General features: G+C 61.3%; 19 protein-coding genes. 7 read left to right on the forward strand and 12 right to left on the reverse strand.

Annotated elements, in window-relative coordinates:
• Nucleotides 1–122 precede the first annotated feature (122 nt).
• Both V1475_RS02380 and V1475_RS02385 read right to left on the reverse strand, forming a co-directional pair.
• On the reverse strand, nucleotides 123–866 hold the full coding sequence (locus tag V1475_RS02380) for an SDR family oxidoreductase (RefSeq protein ID WP_479411470.1): 744 nt from the start codon (nucleotides 864–866) through the stop codon (nucleotides 123–125).
• A 33-nt stretch (nucleotides 867–899) separates the two neighbouring features.
• Nucleotides 900–1,295: a (R)-mandelonitrile lyase gene (locus V1475_RS02385; protein ID WP_479411471.1), complete on the reverse strand. Its 396-nt coding sequence runs from the start codon at nucleotides 1,293–1,295 to the stop codon at nucleotides 900–902.
• Between the two features lie 104 nt (nucleotides 1,296–1,399).
• Here V1475_RS02385 and V1475_RS02390 point away from each other — a divergent pair, with 104 nt between their 5' ends.
• Nucleotides 1,400–2,293: a LysR family transcriptional regulator gene (locus tag V1475_RS02390; RefSeq protein WP_479411472.1), complete on the forward strand. Its 894-nt coding sequence runs from the start codon at nucleotides 1,400–1,402 to the stop codon at nucleotides 2,291–2,293.
• 2 nt (nucleotides 2,294–2,295) lie between these two features.
• Here the strand turns inward: V1475_RS02390 and V1475_RS02395 are convergent, their stop codons facing one another.
• The 8 genes from V1475_RS02395 to V1475_RS02430 all read right to left on the reverse strand — a co-directional run bounded on the left by V1475_RS02395 (nucleotide 2,296) and on the right by V1475_RS02430 (nucleotide 9,672).
• Nucleotides 2,296–2,733, reverse strand: a complete 438-nt coding sequence (locus V1475_RS02395) for a molybdenum cofactor biosynthesis protein MoaE (RefSeq protein WP_096805951.1) — start codon at nucleotides 2,731–2,733, stop codon at nucleotides 2,296–2,298.
• Nucleotides 2,734–2,747: 14 nt separating this feature from the next.
• A complete protein-coding gene (moaD, locus tag V1475_RS02400) occupies nucleotides 2,748–2,999 on the reverse strand; it encodes a molybdopterin converting factor subunit 1 (RefSeq protein WP_479411473.1) in 252 nt (83 codons plus the stop codon).
• Nucleotides 2,989–3,555: a CDP-diacylglycerol--glycerol-3-phosphate 3-phosphatidyltransferase gene (gene pgsA, locus V1475_RS02405; RefSeq protein WP_479411474.1), complete on the reverse strand. Its 567-nt coding sequence runs from the start codon at nucleotides 3,553–3,555 to the stop codon at nucleotides 2,989–2,991. Before pgsA ends, moaD begins: the two co-directional genes overlap by 11 nt.
• 18 nt (nucleotides 3,556–3,573) lie before the next feature.
• Nucleotides 3,574–5,460, reverse strand: a complete 1,887-nt coding sequence (uvrC, locus tag V1475_RS02410; protein WP_479413945.1) for an excinuclease ABC subunit UvrC — start codon at nucleotides 5,458–5,460, stop codon at nucleotides 3,574–3,576.
• A 324-nt stretch (nucleotides 5,461–5,784) separates the two neighbouring features.
• Nucleotides 5,785–6,570 carry an SDR family oxidoreductase gene (locus V1475_RS02415; protein WP_479411475.1) on the reverse strand — a complete coding sequence of 262 codons (786 nt, stop codon included), beginning with the start codon at nucleotides 6,568–6,570 and terminating at the stop codon, nucleotides 5,785–5,787.
• A 9-nt stretch (nucleotides 6,571–6,579) separates the two neighbouring features.
• On the reverse strand, nucleotides 6,580–7,524 hold the full coding sequence (locus V1475_RS02420) for a calcium/sodium antiporter (protein ID WP_434290095.1): 945 nt from the start codon (nucleotides 7,522–7,524) through the stop codon (nucleotides 6,580–6,582).
• A gap of 171 nt (nucleotides 7,525–7,695) precedes the next feature.
• Nucleotides 7,696–8,490, reverse strand: a complete 795-nt coding sequence (locus tag V1475_RS02425) for a S49 family peptidase (RefSeq protein WP_479411476.1) — start codon at nucleotides 8,488–8,490, stop codon at nucleotides 7,696–7,698.
• Nucleotides 8,491–8,616: 126 nt separating this feature from the next.
• Complete coding sequence (locus V1475_RS02430) at nucleotides 8,617–9,672, reverse strand: zinc ABC transporter substrate-binding protein (RefSeq protein WP_479411477.1); 1,056 nt, start codon at nucleotides 9,670–9,672, stop codon at nucleotides 8,617–8,619.
• Between the two features lie 119 nt (nucleotides 9,673–9,791).
• On the opposite strand from V1475_RS02430, the gene V1475_RS02435 reads away from it, so the two are divergent.
• From V1475_RS02435 to V1475_RS02445, 3 genes are read left to right on the forward strand one after another with little or no spacing between them, the layout of a single operon-like run.
• A complete protein-coding gene (locus V1475_RS02435; protein WP_434290089.1) occupies nucleotides 9,792–10,277 on the forward strand; it encodes a Fur family transcriptional regulator in 486 nt (161 codons plus the stop codon).
• Entirely contained in the window at nucleotides 10,274–11,086 is an 813-nt protein-coding gene (locus tag V1475_RS02440) for an ATP-binding cassette domain-containing protein (RefSeq protein WP_479411478.1), read from the forward strand. Before V1475_RS02435 ends, V1475_RS02440 begins: the two co-directional genes overlap by 4 nt.
• Nucleotides 11,083–11,886: a metal ABC transporter permease gene (locus tag V1475_RS02445; RefSeq protein ID WP_479411479.1), complete on the forward strand. Its 804-nt coding sequence runs from the start codon at nucleotides 11,083–11,085 to the stop codon at nucleotides 11,884–11,886. Before V1475_RS02440 ends, V1475_RS02445 begins: the two co-directional genes overlap by 4 nt.
• A 3-nt stretch (nucleotides 11,887–11,889) precedes the next feature.
• Here the strand turns inward: V1475_RS02445 and V1475_RS02450 are convergent, their stop codons facing one another.
• A complete protein-coding gene (locus tag V1475_RS02450) occupies nucleotides 11,890–12,723 on the reverse strand; it encodes a GNAT family N-acetyltransferase (protein ID WP_479411480.1) in 834 nt (277 codons plus the stop codon).
• Nucleotides 12,720–13,406, reverse strand: coding sequence for a GntR family transcriptional regulator (locus tag V1475_RS02455; RefSeq protein WP_434290081.1), 687 nt, complete (start codon nucleotides 13,404–13,406; stop codon nucleotides 12,720–12,722). Before V1475_RS02455 ends, V1475_RS02450 begins: the two co-directional genes overlap by 4 nt.
• A 249-nt stretch (nucleotides 13,407–13,655) precedes the next feature.
• Between V1475_RS02455 and V1475_RS02460 the strand changes: the two genes are divergently transcribed.
• From V1475_RS02460 to V1475_RS02470, 3 genes are all read left to right on the forward strand, one after another.
• Complete coding sequence (locus V1475_RS02460; protein WP_479411481.1) at nucleotides 13,656–14,630, forward strand: ABC transporter ATP-binding protein; 975 nt, start codon at nucleotides 13,656–13,658, stop codon at nucleotides 14,628–14,630.
• A gap of 32 nt (nucleotides 14,631–14,662) precedes the next feature.
• On the forward strand, nucleotides 14,663–15,928 hold the full coding sequence (locus V1475_RS02465) for an ABC transporter substrate-binding protein (RefSeq protein WP_434290077.1): 1,266 nt from the start codon (nucleotides 14,663–14,665) through the stop codon (nucleotides 15,926–15,928).
• A 92-nt stretch (nucleotides 15,929–16,020) separates the two neighbouring features.
• Nucleotides 16,021–16,875: an ABC transporter permease gene (locus V1475_RS02470; RefSeq protein WP_479411482.1), complete on the forward strand. Its 855-nt coding sequence runs from the start codon at nucleotides 16,021–16,023 to the stop codon at nucleotides 16,873–16,875.
• The last annotated feature ends 1 nt before the right edge of the window (nucleotide 16,876 follow it).

Raw genomic sequence — 16,876 nt, forward strand, 5'->3', positions numbered from 1 at the left:
CGTTTTTGCTGTCGGCAAAGCGTCGGACAAGTGTCGGACTTTTGTCGGACCTCTGAGAGACAAAAATCCGACGCCCACAGGCGCCGGATTTTCTTTTATCACGGCTCAGCCCACGCCACCGCTTACCACGGCTGATTGGCCGGACCGACGGTGAACTCGTTGACCGTCACATCCTCCGGCAGGTCGAGCGCAAAGCTGACCACCTTGGCGATCCGGTCCGGCGCAATTCCGAAGGTCTCGTATAGCCCCTGCATCCCGTCGGCCGCCCGCTTGTCGGTGATCGTCTCCAACAACTCCGTATTGATCGCCGCCGGATAGAGGGTCGCAGTGCGAATGTTCGTGCCTTCCATCGCAGCCTCCATGCGGAGCACTTCCATGAAGTCGCGCACGAACCATTTCGTGCCGCCATAGATCGCAGTACCGGGATAGGCCTTGAGCCCCGCGACGGAAGACACCGCGAGGATATGACCCGACTTCTGCGCCAGAAATTCCGGCATCACGGCAGCGACACCGTTGAGCACGCCGTTGATGTTCACATCGACCATCTGTTTCCATTCCGCGGTCTTGAGCGCGGAGACGTTACTCACCGGCATAACGCCCGCGTTCAGAAAGATCGCATCGACACGACCGAAGCGATCTTTGGCGCGCGCAACGATGGCGGCGTTGTCCTCGGGCTTTGTGACGTCGAGCCCCTGATAGATCGCCTCGCCGCCCGCGGCGGTGATGTCTTCCGCGATTTGGCGGAGCCTGTCTTCGCGGCGCGCGCCCAGCACGACTTTCGCGCCCTTGGCGGCGATCTCTTTGGCGGTGGCCTCGCCAATGCCGGACGACGCGCCGGTGATGATGACGACTTTATCTTTGATCATGGTCTTTTCCTTTTCGGGTTTCACGGAGCGCCCTCAGGCGCCGTAATCAGCGTCGGAGACAGGCTCCATCCACGCGACGACCTCGCCGTTCAGAACCTCCTGAATGGCGGTGTGGGTCATGGCGCTGTCGGGAGCCGCGCCGTGCCAGTGTTTTTCACCGGGCGCGAACCAGACCACGTCGCCGGTGCGGATGGTCTCGACCGGACCGCCGAGACGTTGAACCCGCCCGACCCCTTCGGTCACGATCAAGGTCTGGCCGAGCGGGTGCGTGTGCCAAGCGGTGCGAGCGCCGGGTTGGAAGGTGACACGCGCGCCTTGCACGCGGTCCTTGTCGAAGCCGTTGAACAACATCTCGACCTCAACCGCCCCGGTGAACCAGTCACTCGGTCCCGCCATCTTTGGCAGGTCATTTGCACGGATGATTTCCATGGTGCGTCCTTTCCAGTCCTATCAATTCCGATGGATATCTAAGGCCGGGCGCGCTATTCGATTAGATGGCATAATTGGGATGAACTAGTGAGTGAAACTCAGCAATGGCGCGAGATGAATTGGGAGAATTGCGGGCGTTCCTCGCCGTTGCCGAAGCGCAGAGCTTTACCAGGGCGGCGGCCCGTCTTGGTGTGTCCTCCTCCGCGCTGAGCCATACGATCCGGGCGTTGGAGGAACGGCTCGGACTGCGACTTTTGGCGCGCACGACGCGGAGCGTGGCGACGACGGAAGCCGGAGAGCGGCTTTTCATCGCCCTCTCCCCGCATTTCGAACAGATCCATGCGGAGATCGAAGCGCTGAGCGAGTTGCGGGACAAGCCCGCCGGCACCTTGCGGATCAGTTCGGGGGAACATGCGGCGGAGACTCTCCTGCGTCCGGTGCTCGCGCGGTTCCTGCCGGAGTACCCGGATATCCATGTCGAAGTGTCGATCGACAACGGGTTGGTCGATATCGTCGGCGCGCATTTCGACGCGGGCGTGCGGCTTGGCGAATCTGTGAGCAAAGACATGATTGCGGTGCGGATCGGACCGGACTGGCGGTTTCTCGTAGTCGGCACGCCGGAGTATTTCGCAGAGCACCCCGCGCCGCAGCATCCGAGGGAGTTGACGGATCACCGCTGCATCAATCTGCGCCTGACCTCACGCGGCGGGCTTTATGCCTGGGAGTTCGAAAAGGACGGGCATGAGATGGAGGTTCGGGTCAGCGGGCAAGCGAGCTATGACAGCATCCTGTCGGTGCTTCATGCGGCGCTCGACGGGCACGGGCTGGCCTTTGTGCCCGAAGATCTGGCCCGGCCCTATCTCGATAACGGACGTTTGCAAGTGGCGTTGAGCGATTGGTGCCCGCCCATTCAGGGCTATCACCTCTATTATCCCAACCGGCGGCTGGCCTCCCCGGCGTTTACGCGGTTCATGGAAGCGCTGCGCTATCGCGGCTGAGCCTACCAGCGTTTGAGCGCGTCTTCGTCGGCCTCTTTCGCCGCGACCCAATCGGCCCCCTCGCGCGTCACTTCCTTTTTCCAGAACGGCGCGCGGGATTTCAGGTAGTCCATCAGGTATTCGGCGGCCTCGAACGCCTCGACCCGATGCCGGGCGGCGGTGGCGACCATCATGATCTGATCGCCGGGGCGCAACTGACCGTAGCGGTGGATGACGAGGCAGTCGGTGAGGGACCAGCGCGTCGCGGCCTCCTCAGCGATCTTGGAAATCGCGGCTTCGCACATGCCGGGATAATGCTCGATCTCCATGTGATCGAGTGTGCCGGTGTCGTCGCGCACGAGGCCGGTGAAGCTGACCGTCGCGCCAGTGTTCGGGGCTTTGCCGAAGCCCTTGAGGACCTGAGCGAGTTCGAAATCTTCGGACTGGACGGAGATGCGCATGGTTTCGCTCCCACTCACCCGCCGGTCATCGGCGGAAAGAAGGCCACCTCGCGCACGCCGTCTAGGGGCGCGTCGAACTCCATCAACTCCTGATCGAGAGCAACGCGCAGGGATTTGAGATCGGAGAAGGCAAGGTCATAGCGCTCTTCGCGGGCCTTCAACTCCTCGACCAAGTCCATGACCGTCGCGGCGGAGGTTTCGACCGTCTCACGCGGTTCGCCGATGCGCTCGCGCACCCATGCGAAATAGAGCACCTCAATCTTCATGGTGATCTCGCAGGAAAGGCATGGCTTTGGTCAGATAGTCCCAGCCGGTGATCACGGTGAGCAGGCCCGCGATCCAGAAGATCCCGATGCCGAGGGTGAAGAGCGGCGCGAAATCGGTCGCGCCATAGGCGAAGAGCACGGCGATGGCGACCATTTGGAAGGTGGTTTTCCACTTGGCGAGTTTCGTGACCTTGAGCGTCCCGGCGGTGTCGCCCAGAAATTCGCGCAGGCCTGAGACGAAGGTTTCGCGCAGAAGGATGAAGGCGGCGGGGATCACGATCAGCGCATTCGCCCCATGCAGCATGGTCAGAACGGCAATCGCCGTCACCACCATGGCCTTGTCGGCGATCGGGTCGAGCATGGCGCCGAATTTCGACATCTGGTCCCATTTGCGCGCCAGATAGCCATCGAGAAAATCGGTGATCGAGGCGGAGGCGAACAGGATCAGCGCGGCCCAGTCGGCGACGGGGCGCGGCAGGATCAGGAAAACGAGCGCCACGCCGGGCGCGCAAAGCAACCGGAAGACGGTGAGGATATTGGGCAGGTTCCATGTCATGGTTTTCTCCTTACTCCCTCACCCGTGCTCATGGAAGAAGTCGTAGACGGTCTGGGCCACTTTCTCGGAAATTCCGTCCACGGCCATCAGATCGTCGAGATGCGCGCCCTCCACAGCCTTGGCAGAGCCGAAATGCGCCAGAAGCGCACGTTTGCGGGTGGCGCCGATGCCGGGAATGTCGTCGAGCTTGGTGAGACCCATGGCCTTGGAGCGTTTCGCGCGGTGGGTGCCGATGACAAAGCGGTGGGCCTCGTCGCGCATGCGCTGGATGAAATACAAGACCGGATCGTTCCGACGCAGCGCCATGACGCGGTGGCCGATGCGGTGGAATTCTTCCTTGCCCTGATCGCGGTCGATGCCCTTGGCGACGCCGATCATCGGAATGTCGGTGACACCCTCTTTGACCATGATTTCATGCACGGCAGAGACCTGCCCCGCGCCGCCATCGATCAACAGGAGATCGGGCCAGAGGCCTTTGGAACGGTCGGGATCGTCTTTGAACAGACGTTTGAAGCGACGGGTCAGAACCTCTTTCATCATGCCGAAATCGTCGCCGGGCGTGATGTCATCGCCGCGAATGTCGTATTTGCGGTAGTGGTTCTTCATGAACCCCTCCGGCCCCGCGACGATCATCGCGCCGACGGCATGGGCGCCCTGAATATGGGAGTTGTCGTAGACCTCAACCCGCTGCGGCACGCGCGGCAGATCGAAAGCCTCTTTGAGCCCTTCGAGGAGTTTCTCCTGCGCCGCCCCTTCGGACATTTTGCGGCCCAAACTTTCGCGGGCGTTGCGGAGCGCGGAGGCCACAAGCTCCTGTTTCTCGCCGCGCTGCGGAACGAGGATTTCGATCTTCTTGCCAGCTTTCTCCGACAGCGCGGCCTCCATCAGCTCGCGCTCTTCGATGTCGTGCGACAGGATGAGCTGCCGCGGCGGATCGCGTTTTTCGTAGAATTGCCCGATGAAGCCCGCAAGGACTTCCTCCGCCTCCGCGCCATTGGTTTTCGGATAGAAATCCTTGTTGCCCCAGTTCTGATGCGCGCGGATGAAGAAGACCTGAACACAGGCCTGCCCGCCCTCCATATGAAGCCCGATCACATCGCCCTCGCCCACGGTGCGTGGGTTAATGCCCTGCGCCGTCTGAACCTGTGTCAGAGCGCGGATGCGGTCGCGGAAAGCGGCGGCGCGTTCGAATTCCATCGCGTCGGAGGCCTCCTGCATCTCATGGGCGAGCTTTTCCTGAAGGCCGGAGTGACGGCCCTGAAGGAAACGTTCGGCCTCGTTCACCAGCTCGGCATAGTCCTCTTTCGAGATCTTGCCGACGCAGGGCGCGGTGCACCGTTTGATCTGATACTGGAGACAGGGGCGCGTACGGGACTCGAAATCCGGGTCGGAACAGGTGCGCAAAAGAAAGACCTTCTGCAACTGGTTCAGCGTGCGGTTCACAGCGGAGGCGGAAGCGAAGGGGCCAAAATAGGCGGCCTTGCGCTTGCGCGCACCGCGGTGCTTGGACAACTGCGGGAAATCGCTGTCCTTCGTCAACATGATGTTCGGGAAGCTCTTGTCATCGCGCAGCAACACGTTGTAGCGCGGCTTGAGTTGCTTGATCAGGTTCTGTTCGAGCAGAAGCGCCTCGGTCTCCGTCCGGGTCGTCAGGAACATCATTTGCGAGGTTTCGGAGATCATCCGGGCGATGCGGGCGGAATGACCCGAGGGGCGGGCGTAGTTCGACACGCGGTTCTTGAGGTTCTTCGCCTTGCCGACATAGAGCACGTTATGTTCGGGATCGAGCATGCGATACACGCCGGGCGAGCCGTCGAGCTGTTTGACATAGGCGTCGATCACGGCATGGCCGCGCGGCACGTCCTTGTGCGCGTCGACGCGGGACGTCTCCGGCGTCGGGTCCATATTTTCGCTGCCCTTTACGTCACTCATCTGCCTGCCTCCGATTCCCCCTCTGGCTGCAATCTTATCGCTCCGAGAGCAAGAGCTAACTCATCCACCATTTCTGTGGATAACCCTGCCTATAAGTTTTCGTGAACACGGATTTCCCCTTGGATTCATGCGTATTCACCCGTTTGCACAAAAAATGAACTCGTTTTTAATGCATTGATTTTAAATGGTATTTTTAAGAGCATATCGCAAACCCTTGATATTGTTTACATTTTAGTAACGAAAATGAAACAAACCCGAGAGACGTGCAAAACTTTTGCTTGAAAAGGTTAACAGGGCTTACTCGTTGCCCCGAACGTCCGCCGTTTCCCAAGCCAGATGTTGACCGCTGTCGGGGCAGATCAACTGCCCGGTCACAGCGGGCGCGGCGACCAGATAGGCCAGTGCGGCGATGACGTCGGCGGGCTCTGCACCGCGCTGCAAAAGGGTCGCTTTTTGCTGGTCTGCAAAGTCCTCCGGGCTCTGGCGCGCGCCCTGAAGCGTCGGACCGGGTCCGATGCCATTGACGCGCACACGGGGCGCGAGAGCCTGAGCCGCAGTTTGCGTGAGCGTCCAGAGCGCGGATTTGGCAAGCGTGTAGGTCATGAACTGCGGCGTGAGCTTGCGCACACGCTGATCGATCATGTTGACCACGAGCGCCTGCGCGCGCGGGCGACCGTCGGGATCGCACACCGGATCGGGTGCCTGCGCAGCGAACTGTTGCGTCAACACGAAGGGCGCACGCAGGTTGCTCCCGAAATGCCGGTCCCAGCTTTGCCGGGTGGCGGTCTCAACCGTATCGTCTTCGAAAATCGAAGCGTTGTTGACGAGAAGCGTCAGAGGCCCGCCGAGCGCGTCCACGGCACGCGGCACGAGGGTCTCCACCTGCGCCTCGTCGAGCAGATCGGCCTGCAACACGGACGCCTTTCGTCCCATGGCGCGCAGGGCCTCGACCAGATCGGCGGCCTCGGCACGGGAGCGATGACAATGCACCGCGACGTCAAACCCCATTTCGCCCAGAGACAGGGCCATGGCACGGCCAAGCCTCTGCCCCGCCCCGGTCACAAGCGCCTTGCGCAGTGTCATACGATCTCCTCAGCCCAGCACAGCCAATATGTAGAGAACATATAGGACGGAAAGGGCGATCCCCCAAACCCGGGTGATGTCGATGCGCTTGAGCACGAACAGGCCGAGCAGGACAGACACGCCAAGCATCACCCAGATGTCGAAATCCATCAGGTCCTTGTCGACCGGAAGCTGTCCGACGAGGCTCGACACACCGATGATACCGAGAAGGTTGAACATGTTGGAGCCGATGACGTTGCCGAAGGCGACGTCGGCCTGTTTGCGGAGCGCCGCCATGACGGTCGTCGCGAGTTCCGGCAGGGAGGTGCCGAGGGCCACGAGGGTCAGGCCGATCACGGTTTCGGAGACGCCGAAGGCACGGGCGATATTGGTCGAGGCATCGACCAGAATATCCGCACCGAACGGCAGGCCGATGAGACCGACCAGCAGAAAACCGATGACCTTGATCCAGGGCATGTCGGGGTCGGCGCCTTCGACCTCTTCGGGTTCGACGTCCCGCTGGGCGACGCGGTGACAGCGGGCCTCATAGATCGCGTGACCGATCATGGCGAAAAGCGCGGCCAGAAGGATCAGGCCGGCAATCCAGTCGAACGTGCCGCGCAGCGCCAGAAGGATGAACAGCACGGTCGCACCCAGCATCTGGAGATAGGAGGCGCGGGTGGAATTGTCGATGACATGAAGAGTGGAGATCATGGCAGGAATGCCCATCACCAGAAGCACGTTGGCGGTGTTCGACCCGATGACGTTGCCGAGTGCCAGCCCCGGTGCCCCGTCGAAAATCGCCGACACGGACACCAAAAGCTCCGGCGCGGAGGTGCCGAAGGCGACGACGGTGAGCGAGACGATCAGCGCCGGAATACCCAGTCGCAGGGACAGGTTCACAGCGCCGCGCACCAACATATCGCCTGCAATCAGCAGGATGATCAGACCGGCAACCGCATAAATGAAATCCATCAGGATCTGTCCTTTTCACAGGCGCACGGGCCTTTACCAATTTTGTAACGCCCGCATTTCGGACATTTCATATCGTTCAGCTTTTTCTGACCCGGAAAGCGCAGTCGGCCGAAAAGGGCGAGCACCATCATGAAGATCAGAAAGACGCTGATGATCTTGAAAACCATCTGTTCAGAGCCCGAACCTTGCCCAGAGGGCCTGTTCTTCGACCTGCGCGGTGAGGCCGGAGGCGAGTTCGGTGCCGAAGCGACGGAACAGCGGGCGTTTCGGGCCGAAGACCGAGAGCTTCACCTTGTCGCCGTAGATGTCTTTCATCGTGGGAACGAGATGGCCGATGCCATCGGCGAGGCCAAGCTCGACGCCCTTCGCCCCGGTCCAGAAGGCCCCGTCGAACAGCTCCGCCTCTTTCGAAAGCCGCTCGGCACGGGAGGCGGTGACATGGGCAATGAAAGCCTGATGGATTTCTTCTTGCAGAGATTTGATCCGCGCCACGTCTTCGGGGTTTTCCGGGCGGAAGGGATCGAGCTGACTTTTCGAGCGACCGGAGGTGTAAACCCGACGCTCGATGCCATGTTTGCCGATGAACTGGTCGAAGCCGAAGCCTGCGGAAATCACGCCGATGGAGCCGACGATGGAGCTTGGATCGACGAAAATCTTGTCGGCGGCACAGGCCAGCCAATAGCCGCCCGAGGCCGCGACATCTTCGACAAAGGCATAGACCGGAAGTTCTTTTTCCTGCGCCAGACGGGTGATCCGGGCCGCGATCAGCGAGGATTGCACCGGCGAGCCACCCGGCGAATTGATCGACAGCGCGACGGCTGTGGGCTTGCCCTTGCGAAAGGCGCGCTCGATCGCGGGGGCGAGGCTTTGGTCGTTCAAACCGCCCTGACGGGTCATGATCGCACCGTTCAGACGGACGACATTGACCTTTGGCGGCGACGCGAGAAAGGGGATGCTGAGGCTCATGCCTTGGGATGTAAAACTCCCCCCCGGCACAAACAAGGGCACGGGAAGACCCCCCGCGCCCTTTTTTTACATTTGTTCCGAATTTACGCGGCGATCACAGGCAAGCTCTGGGCGATCACCGGACGATCACTCGGCGGCGCAGGTTTTGAAAGCCGTAGCCGCAGCGTCAATCAGATCGCCGTAGAACCCGGCGCCCGGGGTCAGCCCGACGCCCAGCGGGTCGATCACCGTGGTTTTCGCATCAGTGCCATCGAGCACGGTCGCGACAAGGCCCGCGTTGAACTGCGGTTCGGAGAAGACGCAGGTGACGCCCTCGGATTTGATCTTGTCCTGAATTTCCTTCACGCGGGCCGGGCTCGGCGCGGTGGCGTCCGAAAGCGAGATGGAGCCGGTGGCCTGAAGACCGAAGCGGTTTTCGAAATACTGGAAGGAATCGTGGAAGACGACGAAGCGCAGATCGGAGATCGGAGCCAGTTCGGCCTGAATTTCCGCGATTTTAACGTCCAGCGCCTGTTGGGCCGCAGCGGCATTCGCGGCGTAGGTGGCGGCGTTTTCGGGGTCGTGCTCGGCGAGTTCCTCGGCGATGACACCGAGCCAGACACGGGCGTTCATCGGATCGAGCCAGGCGTGACCATCGGCCCCTTCGTGGTCATGGTCATCGTGATCATCATGGCCGTGCTCGTCATGATCATGCTCATCGTGGTCATGGTCGTCATGATCGTCATGCGTTTCATCGGCGTGCTCGTCATGGTCTTCATGCCCAGCCTCATCATGGTCGTGTTCGTCATCGCTATGGACGTGACGCTCGAAAGTTGCGCCTTCACGCACCGGCAGGACAGTCGCGCCTTCAGCCAGCGCCAGAGGCACCGAATGGGCGTCGTGGGCCACTTCGTCGATCATCTCGTCGAGCCAGGGCTCGATCACCGGACCGGTCCAAAAGACGATGTCGGCGGCTTGCAGGGCTTTGGCCTCCGACGGGCGCAGGGAGTAGCCGTGCGGCGAGGCGCCTTGCGGCATCAACTGGGTCGAGGTGCCGAGATCGCCCATGACCTGAGCCACAAGCGAGCCGATCGGCGCCATGTCGGTGACGACATTGGGAACCTCGGCATAGGCGGCGGAAACGGCGGCGAATTGTGCGCTGGCGAGCAAGCTGACAGAAAGAAGGGAGGAACGAAGGGTCATTCTGGCCTCTGATGCATGTTATGTTATTACGTCTCGGGCTTGATATAGTACAGGTGATAACATATCAAGGGCTCCTGTTAGCAAACCAACTGCGCGACTCGTCATACCGGAGCGATGCCATGGACCCGAACACGATCGGATTTCAGCACCACGATCACAGCCATTGCGTCGCGGATGGCGTCGCGGCGGCGGACCACGCTTGTCGCGAGGCCGGGCTGCATCTGACGCCGGTGCGCAAGCGGGCGCTGGAGATTCTGCTCGAAGAGCACCGCGCGCTCGGGGCCTATGACGTGCTGGCCCGCCTGGCCGAAGACGGGTTCGGCAGTCAGCCGCCGGTGGCCTATCGCGCGCTCGATTTTTTGACCAAAAACGGCTTTGTTCACAAAATCGAGAAGCTCAACGCCTTCATCGCCTGCGCCCATCCCGGCGAGCGGCACACCCCCGCCTTTCTGATCTGCACCTCCTGTCATGCGGTGGCGGAGGCGGAAACCGATCCGTCGCACAGCCTGCTGGCGAATATTGCGGCGACCACAGGATTTCGCATTTCCCGTGCGGTCCTGGAGGCCGAGGGCACCTGCCCGAACTGTCTGGCGCGTGAAAAATGAGCCTCATCAACATTGAAAATGTGACCCTGCATCTTGGCGGGCGGTTGGCGCTTGACGACGTCTCGATGACGGTCGAGCCGGGCGAGATCGTCACCATCGTGGGGCCGAACGGCTCCGGCAAATCGACGCTGATGAAGGTGGTGATCGGGGCGCTGGCCCCGGAAAGCGGCACGGTGACACGGCAGAAGGGTCTGCGCATCGGCTATGTGCCGCAAAAGCTGCATATCGACCCGACCCTGCCGCTCACGGTGCGGCGGTTCCTGTCGCTGCCGAAACGGGTGAGCGACGCCGCCGCCCATGCCGCGCTCAACGATGCCGGTGCAGGCCATCTTTGCATGCGGCAGATGACCGATCTGTCGGGCGGGCAGTTTCAACGCGTGCTGCTGGCCCGTGCGCTTTTGAACGATCCCGATCTTCTGATCCTCGACGAGGCCACTCAGGGGCTGGACCAATCCGGTTCCGCCGATTTCTACAGTCAGATCGAACGGCTGCGACAGGACAAGGGCGTCGCGGTTTTGATGGTGAGCCATGAATTGCATGTGGTGATGTCCACATCGGATCGGGTGATCTGTCTCAATGGTCATGTCTGTTGCCACGGCGCGCCGGAGCATGTCGCCTCCGCGCCGGAATATCGGGCGCTCTTTGGCACCGGCACGCATGGTGCGCTGGCGCTCTACCGACATGACCACAGCCATGACCATTGCGATCACGATCATGCGCAGGACCATGCGCAGGACCATGCGCATGCGCACACGCATGACCACGGGCAGAACCAGAGCCAAACGCAGGACAAGGTGACCTCCGCATGAGCCTTCTCGACGATTTCCTTGTCCGCGCCATTCTGGCCGGGATCGGTCTTGTGCTGGCGGCAGCGCCTTTGGGCTGTTTCGTGGTCTGGCGGCGGATGGCCTATTTCGGCGATGCCACGGCACACGCGGCCCTTCTGGGGGTCGCTCTGGCCTTGGCGTTCAACGTGTCGATCTTCGCGGGGGTCCTTGTGATTGCGCTGTTGATGGCGTTCACCGTTTCGACCCTGTCGGGCCGCGGTTTTGCCATGGACACTTTGCTGGGCGTGATGGCGCACAGCGCGCTGGCCTTCGGGCTTGTTGCCGTGTCTTTCGTGCCCAACGTCAGGGTCGATCTCAACGCCTATCTGTTCGGCGACATTCTCGCCGTCGGGCGCAGCGATCTTGCGGTGATCTGGGGCGGCGCGGTGTTGGTCTTCGGGCTGCTGTACTGGCGCTGGTCGGCGCTTTTGACCACGACGCTCAACCCCGATCTTGCGATGGCTTCGGGCCTGTCGCCGCGACGCGAGCAGTTGATCCTGTCGCTGGCGCTGGCGATGGTGGTGGCGGTGGCGATCAAGGTGGTCGGCACGCTTCTGATTGCCGCGATGTTGCTGATCCCCGCGGCGAGTGCGCGACCGTTTTCGCGCACGCCGGAGCGCATGGCGGTGATCGCCACGCTCATTGGCGTCATGGCGGTTCTGGGCGGCATTCAGGGCGCGTTCACCTTCGACACGCCGACCGGTCCGACCATCGTGACGGTCGCCGCGCTGATCTTCGTGCTGGCGAACCTCGTCCGACTGATCCGCACGCGGGCCAGTTAAGCCCTAACCAAGCTCCAGCGTCGCCACCCCGAAGAGGGTTTCGGGATGCCCGGGCGCGGGCGGCTCGCCACGATACATACGGGCGGTTTCGAAGGTGATCTGCCAATCGCTCTCGACCAGCGTATTGCGGAAACCCGACTGCATCTCCGGCACGTCGAGGATGGCCCTGTCCTGACCGAGCGCGGCACAGGCGGCGGAGATCAGGCGCAGGGCGCTGTCCTTATCGGGGGCAACGAGCGGACCGATCTTGCACCCCTCGCGACAGAGCCGCGCGGTGGCAAAGCCCAGCGAGCCGTCGGGGCCATCGAGCACCATAGTGCGACGGGTTTCGGTATCGCCGAGCCAGCCGGAGAGGAACCGCGGGCGCAGAAACCCGTTGGCCAGAAGATCGAGCCCGCCGAGATCGGCAAGATCGCTATTGGAAACGGGCCGGATGTCGGCAGGAGACTGCGCCCTCACAGCGCCTTCGAACCGCGCCGTGGAGCCGGTTTTGACAAAGCCCGAACGGGCGTAATTGTCTTGCTGGGCCGCGACGCCATCGAGGCCGACGGTGCGGTCCCCGGCATGGTCGAGCGCGTGCTGCCAGAGTTTCAGACCGATGCCCCGCCCACGATATTTCGGGCGACAGATATAGAGGCCGAGAAAGGCGAAGCCCGGACAGTGATTGACCACGGAGATCGCGGCGGCGAGGCCGCTTTTCTTTTCGGCGACGAAAAACCCGTTCCGGTCGGCCCCGGCAAAGGGGGCGGCATCGTCGAGCCCCGGATTCCATCCTTCTTCCGCCGCCCAGTCGAGCACAGTGGCCACTTCGGCGGCGCTGGCGGGGCGGAGGATCAATTCAACGCCTCCTTGAGGGATTTCGGCACCGAGGGCTGATCGCGCAGGTCGAGCGAGGTCAGAAGATCGAGCAGGTGGTGTTTCATCATCTCCTCGGCCGCCGCGCCGTCATGCCGTGCGAGCGCCTTGATTAGCGCGTCATGGGCGTGGCTCTCGCAAAGTGCTGTGCGCCGCTGCCAATAGAGCGCGATGATAAGCGAGGAGCGGGAGACGAGCTGGGCGATGAAATCGGCGACCGTGGTCTGATCGGCGATGCGGGCGATCTCGACATGGAACATGCCCGACAGATGCAGGGCGCGCCCGGTGTCACCGGCATGAGTCGCGGCGTGTTCCTCGTCGATATGCCGTTGCAGGATCTCGATGTCTTCGGGCGTCGCGCGCTCGGCGGCGGAGCGGGCGGTGCGCGGCTCCAGCAAAGCGCGGGCCTCGAACACCTCGCGCGCCTCCTTGACGGAGGGCTGGGCGACGAACGCGCCGCGGTTGCGTTTCAATTCGACGAGATGGTCATGGGCGAGCTGTTGCAGGGCGGCGCGCACCACGGTGCGGCTGACACCGTAGATCTCGCCCACCTCGTCCTCGCTGAGCTTCATGCCGGGGGAGAGCCGGTGTTCGTGGATCGCCATGGCGAGACTTTCCGCAACCCGTGCGCTTCCGCTTTCTTTCTGCTCAACCGGCTCCGCCATTTGATCGTCCTTCGTCTTCTGATCGGTCTACTTTCCGCCCCGGGCGCTGATTCTCAAGTGCGGTGGTGGAAAATTTTCGTCCACAAGATTGTATACAATTATAGCGCATAATTAATGCACTCTTATGTACGACGCGCCCAAACATCAGGCATTTCGTGTTCCGCAGGGCCAGGAGGACGGAAAAATCTTCGCCCATGCCGGAAACCGGCTCAGCGTCAAAGCATTGAAACGCAGACAAGGCGGACGGACATGCGCTCTGGAAAAGATTTGGAACTCGTACATCTGACCAAACGCTATGGCGACACGGTCGCCGTGAGGGATGTGAATTACGTGTTTCACAATGGCACCTATGTGTGCCTGCTGGGGCCGTCCGGCTGTGGCAAATCGACGACTTTGCGGATGATCGCCGGACATGAAAGCGTCTCCGACGGCTCGATCGTGCTCGACGGGCTGGACATTGCCCATCTGCCCCCCGCGAAACGCGGCACGGCGATGATGTTCCAGTCTTACGCATTGTTCCCGCATCTCTCAGTGCGCGACAACGTGGCGTTTTCGCTTCGGATGAAGGGCGTCGACAAGGCGAGCCGCCATAAGGCCGCCGACGAAATGCTGGAGCTTGTGCATATGACGAGCTTTGCCCAGCGCCTGCCCGCGCAACTCTCCGGCGGTCAGCAACAGCGCGTGGCACTGGCCCGCGCCTTGGTGACGAAACCACGGGTGTTGTTGCTCGACGAGCCTCTGTCGGCGCTCGATCCGTTTCTGCGGATCAAGGTGCGTGCCGAGTTGAAACGTCTGCAACGCGAATTGGGCATCACCTTCATCCACGTCACCCACGGGCAGGACGAGGCGCTGGCGCTGGCCGACGAGATCGTCGTGATGAACAATGCGGTGATCGAACAGGCAGGCGCCGCGCGCGACGTGTGGAATGCACCGAAGACCGAATTCGTGGCGCGGTTCATGGGCGGACATAATGTGATTTCGCTCGACGGCGCCAAGGTGGCACTCCGTGCCGATGAGGTGGTTCTGGGCGATCACGGTCTCACGGCGACTGTGACCTCCGTCGAATATCAGGGCGCGCATGTGGCGATGACCTCGATGACCGAAGCGGGCGAAGAGGTTCTGGCGCTCGTGCCCGAGGGCACCTTCTATGCGAATCCGAAAAATCCGGGCGATGCGGTCAGCCTCGCCTGGGACGAGGGGCGGGCCCACCGCCTCCAGGCTTAATTCTACGATCCATCCAACAAGGGAAGAATCACATGTCTAAAATGCGTTACTCGCGCCGTGCGGTGCTCAAGGGCGGTGCGGCCGCCGTTGCCGCCTCGGCCCTTCCGGCGCCCATGGTCTGGGCTCAGGAGATCAAGGACATCACGCTGCGCCAGTTCGGCACCGGCGTGTCGAACCTCAACGATGTGGCCAATAAGGTGAAGGAAGACCTTGGCTTTACGCTCGAGATGACCGCGCTCGATTCCGATTCTGTGACCCAGCGCGCCGCGACCCAGCCGGACAGCTTCGACATCGCCGACATCGAATACTGGATCTGTAAAAAGGTTTGGCCGACCGGCAACCTTCAGGCGATGGATGTGTCCAAGATCGCGAATTACGACAAGATCGTCGGCATTTTCAAAGACGGCAAACTGACCCCCGAAAGCGTGATCGCACAGGGCACTGCGCCGCATACCGTGGGCTTTGTCGAGGGCGAAGGGTCGAAGACCTTTGCGACCGAGCAGACCAACTGGATGACGCTGATCCCGACCATTTACAATGCCGACACGCTGGGCATCCGCCCGGACCTGATCGGCCGTCCGATCGAGAGCTGGACCGAGCTTCTGAACCCGGAGTTCAAGGGCAAGGCGTCGATCCTTGATATTTCCTCCATCGGCATCATGGATATGGCGATGGTCTGCGAAGCCATGGGTGAGATCCAATATGGCGACAAGGGCAACATGACCCGCGAAGAGATCGACAAGACCATGGCGATCTTTACCGAGGCGAAAAAGAACGGCCAGTTCCGCGCCTTCTGGAAAACCTTTGACGAGAGCGTCAACCTGATGGCCTCGGGCGAGGTGGTGATCCAGTCGATGTGGTCGCCGGCGATCACCGCGGTGAAATCGCGCGGCATCGAATGCGTCTACCAGCCGCTGAAAGAGGGCTATCGGAGCTGGGGCGGCGGTATCGGCCTGTCCGCGAATCTGTCCGGCATGGCTCTGGATGCGGCCTATGAATACATCAACTGGTATCTCTCCGGTTGGGTCGGCGGCTACCTGATGCGTCAGGGTTACTATTCCGCCGTGCCGGAAACCTCGAAAGAGTTCATGACCGAGAACGAGTGGGGTTACTGGTTCGAAGGCAAACCCGCGACCGACGTCATCACCTCGCCCACTGGCGACGTTCTGGCGCAGGCGGGCGAAACGCGCGATGGCGGGGCCTTCTATGACCGCATGGGGCATGTGGCCTGCTGGAACTCCGTCATGGACGAGAACCAGTATATGGTTCGCAAATGGAACGAGTTCATCGCGTCCTAAGCCAAAGAGGGGGCGCTGCCCCCTCCACCGTGCAGGCGCAACGCCTGCACGTCTCCTCCCCCGGGATATTTTGAGACGAAAGAAACCAAGCGATGCTCAAAAACCGTCATATCCAGGGCTGGCTTCAGGCCTCGCCCCTGACCCTGATCTTGATCGGATTTCTGATCCTGCCGATCATCACCATCGTCGTGGTGAGCTTCTGGCAGGCCACCGAGTTTTCGATCATCCCGGGGTTTTCCTTTGAGAATTACGAATTCCTGTTCGGCTCTCCGGTGACCTACAAGGTGTTCTTCGCGACGTTCAAATACGCCGCGATCACATGGGCGATGACGCTCGCGATCGGGTTTACGGTCGCCTATTATCTCGCCTTTCACATCCAGAACCAGACGACACAGATCGCGCTGTTTCTCCTTTGCACCATCCCGTTCTGGACCTCAAACATCATTCGGATGATTTCGTGGATTCCGTTCCTCGGGCGCAACGGCATCGCCAACTCGATGCTGCAAAGCTGGGGCATCACGGATCAGCCATTGGAGTGGCTCTTGTATTCCGATTTCTCGGTGATCCTGGCCTTTGTGCATCTCTATACGCTCTTCATGGTGGTGCCGATTTTCAACACGATGACGCGGATTGATCATTCCCTGATCGAAGCGGCGCGCGACAATGGCGCCAGCGGATTTCAGACCCTGATCCACGTGATTTTGCCCCTCACGAAGCCCGGCATCATGATTGGGACCATCTTTGTGCTGACCCTCGTGATGGGCGATTTCATCACCGTGCGGTTTATGTCCGGATCGCAAAAGGCCAACGTCGGGCGGCTCATTTCGAACGACATTTCCCTGTTGCAATACCCGTCTGCCGCCGCCACCGCCGTGATCCTTTTGATCACCGTCCTGATCGTGATCGGCATCCTGTTGCGCTTCGTCGACATCCGAAAGGAGCTCTGAG

Source organism: Celeribacter sp. SCSIO 80838 (assembly GCF_056498065.1).